The sequence below is a fragment of the Streptomyces fragilis genome (assembly GCF_003112515.1).
GTDB classification, from domain to species: Bacteria; Actinomycetota; Actinomycetes; order Streptomycetales; family Streptomycetaceae; genus Streptomyces; species Streptomyces fragilis.
In genome coordinates, this window is sequence record NZ_BEVZ01000007.1 from 13,457 (window position 1) to 26,190 (window position 12,734).

14 protein-coding genes and 2 tRNA genes are annotated in these 12,734 nt (G+C 72.6%); 6 read left to right on the forward strand and 10 right to left on the reverse strand.

Features of this window, described 5'->3' with window-relative positions:
- Nucleotides 1–143: 143 nt before the first annotated feature.
- Nucleotides 144–1,766 (forward strand): AbeC-like domain-containing protein, encoded by a 1,623-nt coding sequence (locus tag Sfr03f_RS23580; protein ID WP_108956036.1) that lies wholly within the window; start codon nucleotides 144–146, stop codon nucleotides 1,764–1,766.
- A gap of 66 nt (nucleotides 1,767–1,832) precedes the next feature.
- On the opposite strand, the gene Sfr03f_RS23585 is transcribed toward Sfr03f_RS23580, so the two are convergent.
- On the reverse strand, nucleotides 1,833–2,393 hold the full coding sequence (locus Sfr03f_RS23585) for an HIT family protein (RefSeq protein ID WP_108956037.1): 561 nt from the start codon (nucleotides 2,391–2,393) through the stop codon (nucleotides 1,833–1,835).
- A 67-nt stretch (nucleotides 2,394–2,460) separates the two neighbouring features.
- Between Sfr03f_RS23585 and Sfr03f_RS23590 the strand changes: the two genes are divergently transcribed.
- Nucleotides 2,461–3,111 (forward strand): potassium channel family protein, encoded by a 651-nt coding sequence (locus Sfr03f_RS23590; RefSeq protein ID WP_108956038.1) that lies wholly within the window; start codon nucleotides 2,461–2,463, stop codon nucleotides 3,109–3,111.
- Between the two features lie 27 nt (nucleotides 3,112–3,138).
- On the opposite strand, the gene thrS is transcribed toward Sfr03f_RS23590, so the two are convergent.
- The 3 genes from thrS to Sfr03f_RS23605 form a co-directional block, all read right to left on the reverse strand.
- On the reverse strand, nucleotides 3,139–5,115 hold the full coding sequence (gene thrS, locus Sfr03f_RS23595; protein ID WP_108956039.1) for a threonine--tRNA ligase: 1,977 nt from the start codon (nucleotides 5,113–5,115) through the stop codon (nucleotides 3,139–3,141).
- Between the two features lie 103 nt (nucleotides 5,116–5,218).
- Nucleotides 5,219–6,541 (reverse strand): hypothetical protein, encoded by a 1,323-nt coding sequence (locus Sfr03f_RS23600; RefSeq protein ID WP_372514431.1) that lies wholly within the window; start codon nucleotides 6,539–6,541, stop codon nucleotides 5,219–5,221.
- Entirely contained in the window at nucleotides 6,538–7,104 is a 567-nt protein-coding gene (locus Sfr03f_RS23605; protein ID WP_108956040.1) for a DUF4365 domain-containing protein, read from the reverse strand. The genes Sfr03f_RS23600 and Sfr03f_RS23605 overlap by 4 nt, the downstream gene beginning before the upstream one ends.
- A gap of 178 nt (nucleotides 7,105–7,282) precedes the next feature.
- Between Sfr03f_RS23605 and Sfr03f_RS23610 the strand changes: the two genes are divergently transcribed.
- Complete coding sequence (locus Sfr03f_RS23610) at nucleotides 7,283–8,008, forward strand: 3'-5' exonuclease (RefSeq protein WP_108956041.1); 726 nt, start codon at nucleotides 7,283–7,285, stop codon at nucleotides 8,006–8,008.
- A 73-nt stretch (nucleotides 8,009–8,081) separates the two neighbouring features.
- On the opposite strand, the gene Sfr03f_RS23615 is transcribed toward Sfr03f_RS23610, so the two are convergent.
- From Sfr03f_RS23615 to Sfr03f_RS23630, 4 genes are all read right to left on the reverse strand, one after another.
- A tRNA-Val gene (locus Sfr03f_RS23615) sits at nucleotides 8,082–8,153 on the reverse strand.
- Nucleotides 8,154–8,192: 39 nt separating this feature from the next.
- Complete coding sequence (locus Sfr03f_RS23620; protein ID WP_108956042.1) at nucleotides 8,193–8,660, reverse strand: SRPBCC family protein; 468 nt, start codon at nucleotides 8,658–8,660, stop codon at nucleotides 8,193–8,195.
- 345 nt (nucleotides 8,661–9,005) lie between these two features.
- Nucleotides 9,006–9,077, reverse strand: a tRNA-Val gene (locus Sfr03f_RS23625).
- Between the two features lie 52 nt (nucleotides 9,078–9,129).
- The gene (locus tag Sfr03f_RS23630; RefSeq protein WP_372514430.1) at nucleotides 9,130–9,699 is read right to left on the reverse strand and encodes a TIGR02611 family protein; all 570 of its coding nucleotides are present in this window, start codon (nucleotides 9,697–9,699) and stop codon (nucleotides 9,130–9,132) included.
- 189 nt (nucleotides 9,700–9,888) lie between these two features.
- Here Sfr03f_RS23630 and Sfr03f_RS23635 point away from each other — a divergent pair, with 189 nt between their 5' ends.
- The gene (locus Sfr03f_RS23635) at nucleotides 9,889–10,302 is read left to right on the forward strand and encodes an SsgA family sporulation/cell division regulator (protein WP_004002642.1); all 414 of its coding nucleotides are present in this window, start codon (nucleotides 9,889–9,891) and stop codon (nucleotides 10,300–10,302) included.
- A 305-nt stretch (nucleotides 10,303–10,607) separates the two neighbouring features.
- Nucleotides 10,608–11,165, forward strand: coding sequence for a CGNR zinc finger domain-containing protein (locus tag Sfr03f_RS23640; protein ID WP_108956043.1), 558 nt, complete (start codon nucleotides 10,608–10,610; stop codon nucleotides 11,163–11,165).
- Nucleotides 11,166–11,252: 87 nt separating this feature from the next.
- On the opposite strand, the gene Sfr03f_RS30720 is transcribed toward Sfr03f_RS23640, so the two are convergent.
- Together Sfr03f_RS30720 and Sfr03f_RS23645 are read right to left on the reverse strand one after the other, a co-directional pair.
- Nucleotides 11,253–11,417: a hypothetical protein gene (locus tag Sfr03f_RS30720; protein ID WP_170145144.1), complete on the reverse strand. Its 165-nt coding sequence runs from the start codon at nucleotides 11,415–11,417 to the stop codon at nucleotides 11,253–11,255.
- 186 nt (nucleotides 11,418–11,603) lie between these two features.
- Nucleotides 11,604–12,038: a hypothetical protein gene (locus Sfr03f_RS23645; RefSeq protein WP_108956044.1), complete on the reverse strand. Its 435-nt coding sequence runs from the start codon at nucleotides 12,036–12,038 to the stop codon at nucleotides 11,604–11,606.
- Between the two features lie 153 nt (nucleotides 12,039–12,191).
- Here Sfr03f_RS23645 and Sfr03f_RS23650 point away from each other — a divergent pair, with 153 nt between their 5' ends.
- The gene (locus Sfr03f_RS23650) at nucleotides 12,192–12,704 is read left to right on the forward strand and encodes a DsbA family protein (RefSeq protein ID WP_170145145.1); all 513 of its coding nucleotides are present in this window, start codon (nucleotides 12,192–12,194) and stop codon (nucleotides 12,702–12,704) included.
- Nucleotides 12,705–12,734: the final 30 nt, after the last annotated feature.

Below are 12,734 nucleotides of genomic sequence, written 5' to 3' on the forward strand. Positions count from 1 at the left end.
CGCCGGGGACCGCCGGACGGCCGGCAGGGCCGATAGGCTGACGAACCGATGGTCCGGTCGCGCGGGCAGGCCAGGACACACCGCCGCGGAGGAACCGTGGCAGGGGGGCGGAGACAACCGTGTCGAGCGACGCATTCGGGCCGATGGTGCCGGCGGCCGGCGGCGAGGGGCAGAAGGCCACCTTCGCGCTGGCCTCCGCGGCCTACCGGGACGACCCGGTCGAGAAGATCCTCGACGCCGACAACGAGTGGCACCGCTCCACCGTCAACCCGGGCAGGTCCTGGGCCAGGATCTTCCGTCCCAACCTCGGCGAGGCCTTCTCCCGCGCGGTGGTCGACCGGCTCCTCACGCCCGGCCGCAAGCCCGTCGTCCAGTCCTTCGGCATGGACCCGCAGACCGTCGTCGAGCACTGCCTGGCCGCCAACGGCCTGCGCCGCACCCGCGACATCCGCCTCACCGCCGTGATGCTGCTGTGCGGTGTGCTCTTCCTGCCGGGCCTGCTCGCCTGGCTGCTGGTCTTCACCATCCGGGCCACCCTCGCCAAGGTCGAGAACCGCCGGACCTCCGGCATGGGCAACGTCCTGCTGACCGCCTTCGGCCTGCTCGCCGTCGTCTTCCTCGTACAGATGCCCTTCGGCGGCATTTGGGCCTGGTACTCGCGCGGCGCGGTGATCGCGCCGGTGATCGGCTGGGTGGTCGCCAAGCGGATCTGCGAAGGCACCGCCCGGGACCTGCGCGACCGGTGGGCCAGCCTGCTCTCCGGCTCCAGCATCGGCGCCAAGGTCCCCGAGGCCGTCCCCTCCAACCCGGGCGAGACCGCCGCCGAGCAGCTGCGCCAGTCCCTCACCCGGCTCGGCGCCGAGCAGCGGTCCAACGTCGTCTTCTACGCCGGCCCCAAGGGCATCCTCGGCATGGGCACCCGCTGGGGCAGCTGGCAGCTCGCCGAGGACCTGGAACCCGCCGAGGAGGACAAGGAGATCTACGCCTTCCGCAGCTGGGACGTGGTCCGCGCCATTCACGCCAAGCTCTCCCTGATGGACCGCACCCCGGTCCCCACCGAGGGCATCTCCAAGCCCTCGATAGAGCACTGGATCGTCTCCCCCGTCGGTGAGGGCGCCGACGCCGTCGCCCGGCCCGAGGGTTCCGACGTCGACGGCTTCCGCTACAAGTCGCACGCCATACAGCAGATCTGCAACCGTCAGCAGTTCGGCAGCGGCGACCGCCACTACCTGGGCGTCCAGTGGGTCACCTGGGAGGGCCAGCTGGTCCTCAGCATGCTGATCACGGTGACGGTGCTCTACCAGACCCTGCGCATCGAGGTCACCGGCCACGCGCTGGGCCCGGTGCACGGCCTGTTCAACTCCAAGCCGGCGGCCAAGGAGAAGACCGTCGAGAAGGCGTTCAAGCCCTGGGAGAAGCGGACCGTCACCCTCCCGCTCGTCGACAGCGACGAGGTGGTGCGTCTGGCCGCCCGCGCGCCGATGACCTGGTTCCCCAAGCAGCTCAACTGGCTCGGCGGCAGCCTCACCCTGCCGGAGCCGTTCGGCCTGCGCCACGCCTGGGCCGAGCAGCCCTGGCGCCACCGCTTCATGGCCGACGACGCCATGCGGGTGGCCACGCCGGTGCTGCGGGCCGTCCACCAGGCGGTGATCGGCATGCTGCGCGAGCACGGGGTCAACACCGAGAAGTTCGGCGCGCGGTCCTCCGTCGTCAGCGGCGCGGTGCAGGACCCCACGCCGCGCAAGGCGGACACCTACGACGCGTAGGGCAGGCGCCCTGCACCCGGGCCCGCGCGCCCGTCAGGCCGCGGGCCCGACGGGACGAGGCTTCCGTCAGGCCTCGGGCCAGGCCGCGGCGATCATGGCGCGGGTGTCGGCCAGCAGCTGCGGCAGCACCTTGGTCTGCCCCACCACCGGCATGAAGTTGGTGTCCCCGCCCCAGCGGGGCACCACGTGCTGGTGCAGGTGCGCGGCGATCCCGGCCCCGGCGACCGTCCCCTGGTTCATGCCGATGTTGAACCCGTGCGCCCCGGAGCAGACCCGCAGCGCCTTCATCGCCTGCTTGGTGAGCTCCCCCAGCTCCGCCGTCTCCTCGGCGGTCAGCCCCGTGTAGTCGGCGACGTGCCGGTAGGGCACCACCATCAGGTGGCCGCCGGTGTACGGGTAGAGGTTCAGCACGGCGTACACGTGAGCCCCGCGCCGGACCACCAGCCCGTCCTCGTCCGACTTGGCCGGGATCGAACAGAACGGGCACCCGTCGCCGGCCTCGGGCCCGGTGGGCTTGTTCTCGCCCTGGACGTAGGCCATGCGGTGGGGGGTCCACAGCCGCTGGAAGGCGTCCGGCGAACCCACCCCGATCTGCAGCTCCGGCTCACTCGTCATACCACGCAGCATATGGCGTCGCCCGTACGGAACGTGTCGCCGGGGGCGCACGGCCCGGGTCGCCCGCCAGGCTGGCGGGATGGACAACCGTGACCCCCGCGAGGACCGCGCGGAGATCCCGCTCGCCGTGGCCTCGCTGCTGTTCCTCGCCGCCTACGCCCTCCTGGTCCTGAGCAGCGGGCTGCCCGACGTGTGGCACAGCCTCGCCCTCGCGGTGATCGCCGCGGTGTGGCTGCTCTTCGCCCTCGACTACGCGGCCCGCTGGCGCCGCAGCGGCCAGGGCCCGCGCTTCGTGCGCACCCACTGGCTGGACACGCTGGTCCTGCTCCTGCCCCTGCTGCGCCCGCTGCGGATCGTCCGGCTCTACGAGGCGGTGACGCGGCGGCGCGGGCAGCCGCGGTTCTCCCTGCAGGCGCGGGTGATGTTCTACGCCGGGGTGTCCGTGCTGCTGATCGGCTTCGCCGGGGCTCTGGCCGTCTACCAGCAGGAGCGGGGCGCCCCCGGCGCCACCATCCGCACCTTCGGCGACTCGGTGTGGTGGGCCTGTTCCACCCTGGCCACCGTCGGCTACGGCGACGTGACCCCGGTGACGTTCATGGGGCGGACCATCGCGGTCGCCCTGATGGCCTGCGGTCTCGCCCTGCTCGGCGCGGTCACCGGCTCCTTCGCCTCGTGGCTGATGACGGTCTTCTCCACGGACGAGGAACGCGGAAGGCCCCCGGGGAGCTGAGCCTCCCGGGGGCCTTCCGTCAGGACGTCACACCTGGACGCGGCGCTCCACGACGTCGACGAGCTTGGCGATCGCCTCGTCCCGCGCGATGCCGTTCTCCTGGGAACCGTCGCGGTAGCGGAAGGAGACCGTGCCGGCGTGCATGTCGTCGTCACCGACGATGATCATGAACGGCACCTTCTGCTTCTGCGCGTTGCGGATCTTCTTCTGCATGCGGTCCGAGGAGGCGTCGACCTCCACGCGCAGGCCCTTCCTCTTCGCCTCGGCGGCGAACTCCCGCAGGTACTCCACGTGCGCGTCGCCGATCGGGATGCCGACCGCCTGCACCGGGGCCAGCCACGCCGGGAACGCGCCCGCGTAGTGCTCGAGCAGCACCGCGAAGAACCGCTCGATGGACCCGAACAGCGCGCGGTGGATCATCACCGGCCGCTGCTTGGTGCCGTCGGCCGCGGTGTACTCGAGGTTGAACCGCTCCGGCAGGTTGAAGTCGAGCTGCACGGTGGACATCTGCCAGGTCCGGCCGATCGCGTCCTTGGCCTGGACGGAGATCTTCGGACCGTAGAACGCCGCGCCGCCCGGGTCCGGGACCAGCGGGAGGCCCTGCTTCTCGGCCACCTGCCGCAGCGTCTCGGTGGCCTCCTCCCACACCTCGTCGGAGCCGACGAACTTCTCCGGGTCCTTGGTGGAGAGCTCCAGGTAGAAGTCGGTGAGGCCGTAGTCGCGCAGCAGGTTCAGGACGAAGGTGAGCGTCTTGTCGAGCTCCTCCGCCATCTGCTCCTTGGTGCAGTAGATGTGCGCGTCGTCCTGGGTGAAGCCGCGGGCGCGGGTCAGGCCGTGCACCACGCCGGACTTCTCGTACCGGTACACCGTCCCGAACTCGAAGAGGCGCAGCGGCAGTTCACGGTAGGACCGGCCGCGCGCGTCGAAGACGAGGTTGTGCATCGGGCAGTTCATGGGCTTGAGGTAGTAGTCCACGCCCTCGTCGAGCTGCATGGGCGGGTACATGCCGTCGGCGTACCAGTCCAGGTGGCCCGAGGTCTCGAAGAGCTTCCCCTTCGTCGCGTGCGGGGTGTAGACGAACTCGTAGCCCTCCTCCTCGTGGCGGCGGCGCGAGTAGTCCTCCATGACCCGGCGGACGATGCCGCCCCTGGGGTGGAAGACGGCGAGGCCGGAACCGATCTGCTCGGGGATCGAGAACAGGTCGAGCTCGCTGCCCAGCTTGCGGTGGTCGCGCTTCTCCGCCTCGGCGAGGAACTCCAGGTGCTGCTTCAGCTCGTCCTTGGACGGCCACGCGGTGCCGTAGATGCGCTGCAGCATCGGGTTCTTCTCGCTGCCCCGCCAGTACGCAGCCGCGTTGCGCATCAGCTTGAACGCCGGGATCAGACGGGTCGAGGGCAGGTGGGGACCGCGGCAGAGGTCCTTCCAGCACAGCTCGCCGGTCTTGGCGTCCAGGTTGTCGTAGATGGTCAGCTCGCCGGCGCCCACCTCGACGTCCGCGCCGTCGTCGGAGGAGGCGGAGCCCTTGAGGCCGATCAGCTCGAGCTTGTACGGCTCGTCCGCGAGCTCCTCGCGGGCGGCCTCGTCGCTCACCACGCGGCGGGAGAACCTCTGGCCGCGCTTCTGGATCTCCTGCATCTTCTTCTCGACGGCCTTGAGATCCTCCGGCGTGAACGGCTTCTCGACGTCGAAGTCGTAGTAGAAGCCGTCCTTGACCGGCGGGCCGATGCCCAGCTTGGCCTCCGGGAAGAGCTCCTGGACGGCCTGCGCCATGACGTGCGCGGTGGAGTGGCGCAGGATGTCGAGACCGTCCGCGGAGGAGATCTCGACGCCCTCGACGCTCTCGCCGTCCTTCAGCTCGTACGCGAGGTCCCGCAGCTCGCCGTCGACGCGGGCGGCCACGATCGAGCGCTCGCCGGCGAAGAGGTCGGCGGCCGTAGTGCCCGTCGTCACCACGCGCTCTTCCCGCTCGGAATCGCGTTGGATGATCACACGGACGTCTGACACCGGTCTCTCCTGACTGAAGGCCCTGCTGAGGTGAAGGTCTCGCCACGTCACGGGCGACGTGTACGGGAATCCTACCGAGCCGCGCGCACCCCGCGCGAAGCGGTTACCCTCCGCAGTCCTCCCCGCACGCCTCCTCGAAGAAGTCCAGGTTCTCCTGCAGGGACTTCATCAGCCGCTCGCGTTCGTCCTCGTCCACGGTGACCGGGGAGAGCCCGCGGGCGCCGGTGAGGCGGCGGAAGCCGGCCTTGCTGTCCAGCCGCCCGTCCAGCCGGACCGGCAGCCCGACCAGGTGCGCCTGGCCCGCGATCCGGTACGACTCCTCGTCCAGGGTGACGCGCACGTGCGGGACCTCCGCCCCGGCCAGCACCCGCAGCCGCACGGTGCCGGCCCCGTCGGCGCGGTCGCGCCGCATCCGCTCCACGGTGCCGGTGAGCCGCACCGCGACGGAGGGCTCCGCGCGCTGGTAGCGGGCGCCGGCCTCGCGCAGTGCGGGCAGGTCGCCGGGCGAGAACTCCACCGGCTCGGCGTCGGGGCCGCAGCCCGGGGGGATGCCGGCCGCGGGCGCCCAGGAGATAGTCACGCCCGCTCCCTCGGTTCCCCGCACCAGGGTGATCAGCGCCTCGGTCAGCTCCCGGCTCACCCCGGCCCCGACGGCGGCGTCGAAGGCGTCCATTCCTCCGGTGGCCCGCCGGTGGTCGACGGCCTCCCGGGCGGCGCGGAGGGCCTGGTGCAGCCGGACCGCCAGCGGCCGGGCCGGCACGACGGGGGCGAAGGCGGTGAGGACGCGGCCGCCGGACGAGACGCCCAGCGGCAGCACGTCCTCCAGCGCGGCCGCGGCGGCCCGGCGGTGGCGGGCACCGTGGTAGCCGGTGCGGGCGCGCCCGGCCAGCGCGGCGGCGAGCAGGGTGTGGCGGGCGGCCGAGCGCAGGCCCTCCTCGGCCGTCCAGGGCGCCGCCGGGCTCCCGGCGGCGCGGCCCTCGGGGACGTCGCGCCGCCAGCGGATCTCGTCGCTGGGGACGGCGAGGCCGAGCAGGATCTCGCGGGCGGCGCCGTCCCCGGTCCGCGCGAGGGCGTCCAGGGCCTCGCCGAGCAGGTCGGCGCTGTCGGGGAAGGCGCGGCTCTCCGGAACGAGCAGGCTGGTGCGCGCGCCGCCCGGCCCGGGCGGCGTCCACCTGCCGTACCGGCCGGGCGCTCCCCCGCGCCGGCGCCAGCCGTGGCGGGCCAGCAGGGCGGCGAGGACGGCGGGGTCGGCCTGCGCGGCGTCGGGCGGGACGTCCGGGGGCCGCGGTGCGGAGGCCCTCCGGAGCCCGCGCGCGCTCGGCAGCAGGGGGCGGACCGTCTCCCCCGCGGGGTCGGCGGGGTGGGCGCGGGCCGGGCGTCCGCGGCGCGGTCCGGGCCCTGGTTCGTCGATCGGTCGGTGCGTCACGGCATGCCTCCCCTGCCGACCCGGTTCATGATCTCGCAGAGCGCCCGGTCGTCGAAGATGCGCGAGGTCGGCACCCGCACGGTGGTGCGGGTGCGGCCGGTGACCGGGTGGCCGGCGAGGTTGACCCAGTAGCAGCAGTGCCTGAGGTCGAGCCGGTCGTGCCCCGCGGACAGCCACTGGTCGCGCGAGCGGGGCACCAGCATCACCACGAGGATCTTGTGGACGGTGACGGGAGTGCGGGCCAGCTTCGCCAGGTGGCTGTTGTCCAGCGTGAAGGAGAAGTGCCGTCCCGGCGGACGGGGCGGTATCTGGTAGGTGGCCTTCAGCTGGACCTTGATGGTGACCTCGTCGTCCACGGTGTGGCCGGGCGAGCTGTGGCTGACGTGCCAGTCGATGCCGTTGTCCGGGAACGGCTGGGACAGCGAGCAGCCGGCCGCCGCCGCGACGGCGTGCAGATATCCCACCTGCAGGGTCTCCATGCAGGCGGTGGTGGCGAGTGTGCCGCGCTGGTGCGCCGCGCGGTCGGGCAGCAGCCCCCCGCGCTCGGGCTGCGCCGTGGCCATGCCCAACAGCCTCTCCGGCCGGACGGTTCGAGGTGCGGGCCGCTGAACTGCGCGGACCCGTATCTCTGTTGTCTCCTCGCGGCGTACGCCGCAAACGGTCCGGGTATCACCGCTGCACGACGGACGATCCGTCTGCCGCCTTGCGTGTGCGGGGAGTTGAGCGAGGGGTTGCGGGGACATGACGTGCTGGTACGAGGGCCCACTGGCCGCCTTCGACACGGAGACGACCGGGGTGGACGTGGAGACGGACCGGGTGGTGTCGGCCGCCCTGGTGGTGCAGGACGCGCCGGGGACCCGGCCGCGCGTGACGCGCTGGCTGGTGAACCCGGGCGTGCCGGTGCCCGAGGAGGCGACGGCGGTGCACGGACTGACGCAGGACCACCTGGAGCGCAACGGCCGCTGGCCGGCGCCGGTGATGTACGAGATAGGCCGGGCGCTGGGTGAGCAGGCCGCGGCGGGGCGGCCGCTGGTGGTGATGAACGCGCCGTTCGACCTGACGCTGCTGGACCGGGAGCTGCGCCGCCACCGGGCGTCCTCGCTGGAGCGCTGGTTCCGTTCGGCGCCGCTGAGGGTCCTCGACCCGCGGGTGCTGGACAAGCACTTCGACCGGTACCGCAAGGGGCGCCGGACCCTGGCCGACCTGTGCGAGTACTACGGCGTGGAGCTGGCCGAGGCGCACGACGCGGCGGCGGACGCGCTGGCGGCGCTGGACGTGACGCGTGCGGTGGGGCGGCGGTTCGCCTCCCGGCTGGAGCGGCTGAGCCCGGCGGAGCTGCACACGCTGCAGCAGACCTGGCACGCGGCGCAGGCCAGGGGGCTGGAGGCGTGGTTCGCGCGCAGCGGCGTGCCGGAGGCGGTGGACCGGTCCTGGCCGCTGCGCCCGGGCCTGACCGCGGCGGCGTGAACGCACGACGTCCGGACGAACGACGGAGGCGACCCGGCCGCAGTACTGCGGACTCGGATCGCCTCCGGTGGTGTGGGCGATACTGGGTTCGAACCAGTGACCTCTTCGGTGTGAACGAAGCGCTCTCCCGCTGAGCTAATCGCCCGGGAACGCACTGAACAATACAGGTCCGACGGCCCTTCGTTCAAACCGCTTCCCCGCCGCCCGTCAGGAACGCCTCCAGGCCGCGGCGCCCGCCGCGCATCATCAGGGCGTGGTTGGCCCGCAGCAGCGGCCGGCCGGGCACGCCGAGCAGGCGCAACAGGGGTTTGGCGAGGTCGGTGTCCTGGTCGTGGAGGACCAGGGTGCCGGCGCCGGCCGGGCGGACGGTCCAGCGCATCCAGCCCTCCAGGTCACCGAAGAGCGCGGCCTCGAGCACACCGTCGTCCGGTTCGTGACGGACGGCCCTGAGCTCCATGCGCAGGTCGTACGGGAGGAGCGAGCGGACCAGGACCCGCCCGGAGGCCTCCCCGGTCCGCTCCGCCTCCCGCACCTGTGGCCACCAGCGGGGGTAGTCGTCGACGCGTTCCAGGACGCCGTAGACCTCCGCGGGCGGCGCGGACAGGCTCCAGCGCCCCCTGAAGCGGTACCGGGTGAGCTCGCTCGGTCTCATGCCCCCAGTGTCCACGAGGCGTTCGGCGCCCCTCCGCGGGGCGGCCGGCGAACGCGCGCGCGGCCCCGTCGAGTTGCGGCGCGCCCTCCGCGGAGGACGGTGTTCCTTTTTCGCGCATTCACTTCCGGCCGTGAATTGACGCACTTGGGCAGACACTTGACGGACCGCCGGATAAACGGAGGAAGAGGGTCCGCGAACGCCGTGGGAATTGCGCGGTGTTCCACGAAAAAGAATCGTCGAATTCCGGACCGAATTATTCGGCCCGGCTGCGGGCCCGCGGCCGGGGGACGCAAAGCGAGGAGGGCCCGGTTCCGCGTTTCGGCGGATCCGGGCCCTCCTCGTCGGTGGGCGATACTGGGTTCGAACCAGTGACCTCTTCGGTGTGAACGAAGCGCTCTCCCGCTGAGCTAATCGCCCGGGCGCAGGAAGAACATTACCCCATGTCAGGCGGTGCTCCGCACCACCCCGGTCAGCGCCGCCCGGCGTTCCAGGGCATGACGAGACCGAACTTCCAGAGGTAGACGCCCACCAGGGTGCCGACGATCACCAGCGCGACGGCGGTGAGGATCAGGTTGCGGCGTCGCACCCTGGGGTCCAGCGCCTTCTGCGCGGCCTCGGTGACCTTGCGCTTCGTCCAGCGCAGCACCAGCTGGGCCCAGACGAACTCGGTGGCCCAGATCGCCATGCCGGCGAAGATGACCACCCAGCCGGGACCGGGCAGCGGCAGCAGCAGCACGCCGCCGCCGACCACGGCGAGGCCGATCAGGAAGACGCCGACCTGCCAGCTCAGGTGGAGCGGCCGGCTCCGGCGGACGAACCGGGGGGCGCGCGAGCCGAGGCCCCGGCCGTGCCCGCCGTCCCCCGCTCCGGAGCCCTCCGTGTCCGCCACCTCGCTCATGGTGGCGCCGGTGCCCGGCGCGCCGCCTTCCGTGCCGTCGGCCGGGGTCCCACGATCGTCCTGTGTCACGTCGGATTCCACCTCGCCCGCTGTCGTGCGCATCCCCCGCGTCCCCCCAGGTTCGTCACTCCCCGTATTCATCACCGAAACCCTACCCGAGGGAAAGTGATCACCGGAATGGTCGCTTCAAAGGAAGTACCCTCGGCCAGAAGAGGTACATAAACGCACGCAAAACCCTCAGAGGGGTTTACAACGGCATCGTGTGTGGCATGTCGATTTCGCCGACGTGCGAATCCCCGAGCGCACACTGAGCGAAAGGCCCTGGCGCTTATGAACACCACGGTCAGCTGCGAGCTGCACCTGCGCCTCGTTGTATCGAGCGAGTCCTCACTGCCTGTCCCCGCAGGCCTGCGGTACGACACGGCCGACCCCTACGCCGTGCACGCCACCTTCCACACCGGAGCCGAGGAGACGGTCGAATGGGTGTTCGCCCGTGACCTCCTCGCCGAAGGGCTGCACCGGCCCACCGGCACGGGCGACGTCCGTGTCTGGCCGTCCCGCAGTCACGGTCAGGGGGTCGTCTGCATCGCCCTCAGCTCCCCCGAGGGCGAGGCCCTGCTCGAGGCCCCGGCGCGGGCCCTGGAGTCCTTCCTGAAGCGTACGGACGCCGCCGTGCCACCCGGCACGGAGCACCGGCACTTCGATCTCGACCAGGAGCTCTCGCACATCCTGGCGGAGAGCTAGGGCGGGAGACCCCCGGGGCGCCTCCGGCCCCGGTCCCCACCACCACTCCAGCAACCTCGGCCGTCCACTCGGGGAGACGGCCGGGGCCGGCGCAAGCACCACGCGAGCCGGCGCGACTCCACCCACACACCGGCGCCGTCGCCGCGGTCACCCTCCGCGGCGGCGGCGCCGGTGCGTCCGGGGGCGGACAGCCGTGACGGACGTTCGCTCCCGGCGTGCGGATCGGCCCCTCCTCCTGCCCGAAAAGCCATTACGATCGGCCACCATCGGCGGGCGGCCCACGCAAGCCAGGCAGGGAGCGACACGTGCTGATCACCCACGACACCCGGTGTGCCCTCGACGCGGTGGTGGATCTGGTGAACACCGCGCCGGAGGACGGCGTGGCGGAGGGACTGCCGGACGTCGGCGCGCTCCGGGAGTTCGTGGCGGGGCACCGGATCAGCGACGTGGGAACCCTGTCCGAGCTGGACCTCTCCGCGGTCCGGCGGCTCCGGGGCCGGTTCGCGGCGGTGTTCGCCGCCCCGGACGCCCGGATCGCCGCCGGGCTGATCAACGAGCTGGTCGCGGCCGCGGGCACCACGCCCCGGCTGACCGACCACGACGGCTACGACTGGCACGTCCACTACTTCGCGCCCGGGGCCTCCGTCGCCGACCACCTGGCCGCGGACTGCGGGATGGCGCTGGCCTTCTTCGTGGTCGCCGGGGAGCAGGAGAGGCTGCGGCGGTGCGAGGCGCCCGACTGCCGGCGCGCGTTCGTCGACCTCTCGCGCAACCGTTCGCGGCGCTACTGCGACAGCCGCACCTGCGGGAACCGCCTCCACGTCGCGGCCTACCGGGCCCGGCGCAAGGAGGCCGCGGGCTGAGCCGCGCCCTCGCCCCCCGGGACCCCTCGGCGGGCCGTGCGGGAACGCCGCCCCCGACGGGTGTCGCCGGGGACGCGCGCGGTCGGCTCACAGCAGCAGCAGGTCGTGCAGCGCTGCCATGAGGAAGAGGCTCCCGATCACCGCCAGGAAGATCATCAGCGGCGGCTGGGAGAGGGCGAAGAGGCACCCGCGGGGCTCGTGCTCGTCTCCTTCCGGAGACGTGGCGGCCTCGCTCCGAGTCGTGTCCAGCATCTCGGGAGCATCATGGGTCAGCGCGGGACCCGTGGGCCAACGGCGGCCGCGTCGTGCCAGGTAGTGCGCCCGGCAGGCGTCGACGGGCACGGTTCGCGACCGGAACGGACCGCTCGCGGGGCGCAGCATGATCACCGACCGAAAAGGTCGGATCATATGCCTCTCGGATCCGGAGACCCGACGACCTCAGATGCCGTGCTTCTTCAGGATCGCCTCGATGTCGCTGAAGTCGTCCTGGTCGCCGGACCCGGCCGCGGGCCCACGGCCCCCGCCCTCCTTGGCCGGGGGCACCGCGCGGCGCGGGGGCGCCGCCGCGGCGGCGGGCCGTCCGCCCTCGCCGGAGGGCGCCGCCTCCGCCCTGCGCAGCCGGCGTCGCTCCACGGCGCGGGTCAGCAGGAAGAGCAGCCAGGCGGCGCCGAGCAGGCCGAAACCGGCCCAGGCCATCGGGCTGAAGGCGGTCTCCGCGGCCCAGGCGACCGCGCCGGTCATCACCAGGCCGAGCGGTATCAGGGCGTACGCGGCGATCCGGGCGGCCGTCAGGAAACGGCGCCGGAAGGCGGTGATCGCGGCGATGCCCAGGCCTGCCGCGGACACCGCGCTGCAGATGGTCTCGGCGAGCATCGGGCCTCCTGACGGACGGGGCGGGGCGGTCACGCTCCCTCCATCGTGCCCCCGCGGCACACCGCGGCGCCACGGATCCGGGCCGAAATCAGGGACATCCCCCAGGCCGCCCCTGAGGAGCGGGCGGCGTGGCGCGGCTGGGAGACTGGTCCCATGAGCGACACCTCCTCCAGCACCCCCGCCCCCCTCGTGCTCGACGTCTGGTGCGAGCTGCAGTGCCCCGACTGCCGCACCGCCCTGGACGACGTCCGCGCCCTCCGCGCCCGCTACGGCGACCGGCTGGAGGTACGGCTGCGCCACTTCCCGCTGGAGAAGCACAAGCACGCCTTCGCCGCGGCGCAGGCCGCCGAGGAGGCGCTGGAGCAGGGCAAGGGCTGGGAGTACGTGGAGGCCGTCCTCGGCAGGGTCGAGGAGCTGGACCGCCGCGGAGAGCCGCTGCTGGTCGACGTCGCGCGCGACCTCGGGCTCGACGCGGAGGAGTTCGACACGGCGCTGGTCGACGGCCGGCACATCCTGGTCGTCGACGCCGACCAGGCCGAGGGCAAGGCGATCGGGGTCACGGGGACGCCGACGTACGTCATCGACGGTGAGCGCCTCGACGGCGGCAGGTCCCAGGACGGCCTCCGCGCCCGGATCGAGTCCATCGCCGACCGCCTCCTCGCCTGAGGTTCCCGGCCGGCGGCGGGCCGGGGCGTA

Coding starts and splice junctions, on each gene's coding strand:
- Sfr03f_RS23580 (WP_108956036.1), top strand. CDS start 144: ATGGTGCCGGCGGCCGGCGGCGAGGGGCAGAAGGCCACCTTCGCGCTG.
- Sfr03f_RS23585 (WP_108956037.1), bottom strand. CDS start 2,393: ATGCTGCGTGGTATGACGAGTGAGCCGGAGCTGCAGATCGGGGTGGGT.
- Sfr03f_RS23650 (WP_170145145.1), top strand. CDS start 12,192: ATGAGCGACACCTCCTCCAGCACCCCCGCCCCCCTCGTGCTCGACGTC.
- Sfr03f_RS30720 (WP_170145144.1), bottom strand. CDS start 11,417: ATGCTGGACACGACTCGGAGCGAGGCCGCCACGTCTCCGGAAGGAGAC.
- Sfr03f_RS23590 (WP_108956038.1), top strand. CDS start 2,461: ATGGACAACCGTGACCCCCGCGAGGACCGCGCGGAGATCCCGCTCGCC.
- Sfr03f_RS23630 (WP_372514430.1), bottom strand. CDS start 9,699: ATGAATACGGGGAGTGACGAACCTGGGGGGACGCGGGGGATGCGCACG.
- Sfr03f_RS23645 (WP_108956044.1), bottom strand. CDS start 12,038: ATGCTCGCCGAGACCATCTGCAGCGCGGTGTCCGCGGCAGGCCTGGGC.
- Sfr03f_RS23605 (WP_108956040.1), bottom strand. CDS start 7,104: ATGGCCACGGCGCAGCCCGAGCGCGGGGGGCTGCTGCCCGACCGCGCG.
- Sfr03f_RS23610 (WP_108956041.1), top strand. CDS start 7,283: ATGACGTGCTGGTACGAGGGCCCACTGGCCGCCTTCGACACGGAGACG.
- Sfr03f_RS23635 (WP_004002642.1), top strand. CDS start 9,889: ATGAACACCACGGTCAGCTGCGAGCTGCACCTGCGCCTCGTTGTATCG.
- Sfr03f_RS23620 (WP_108956042.1), bottom strand. CDS start 8,660: ATGAGACCGAGCGAGCTCACCCGGTACCGCTTCAGGGGGCGCTGGAGC.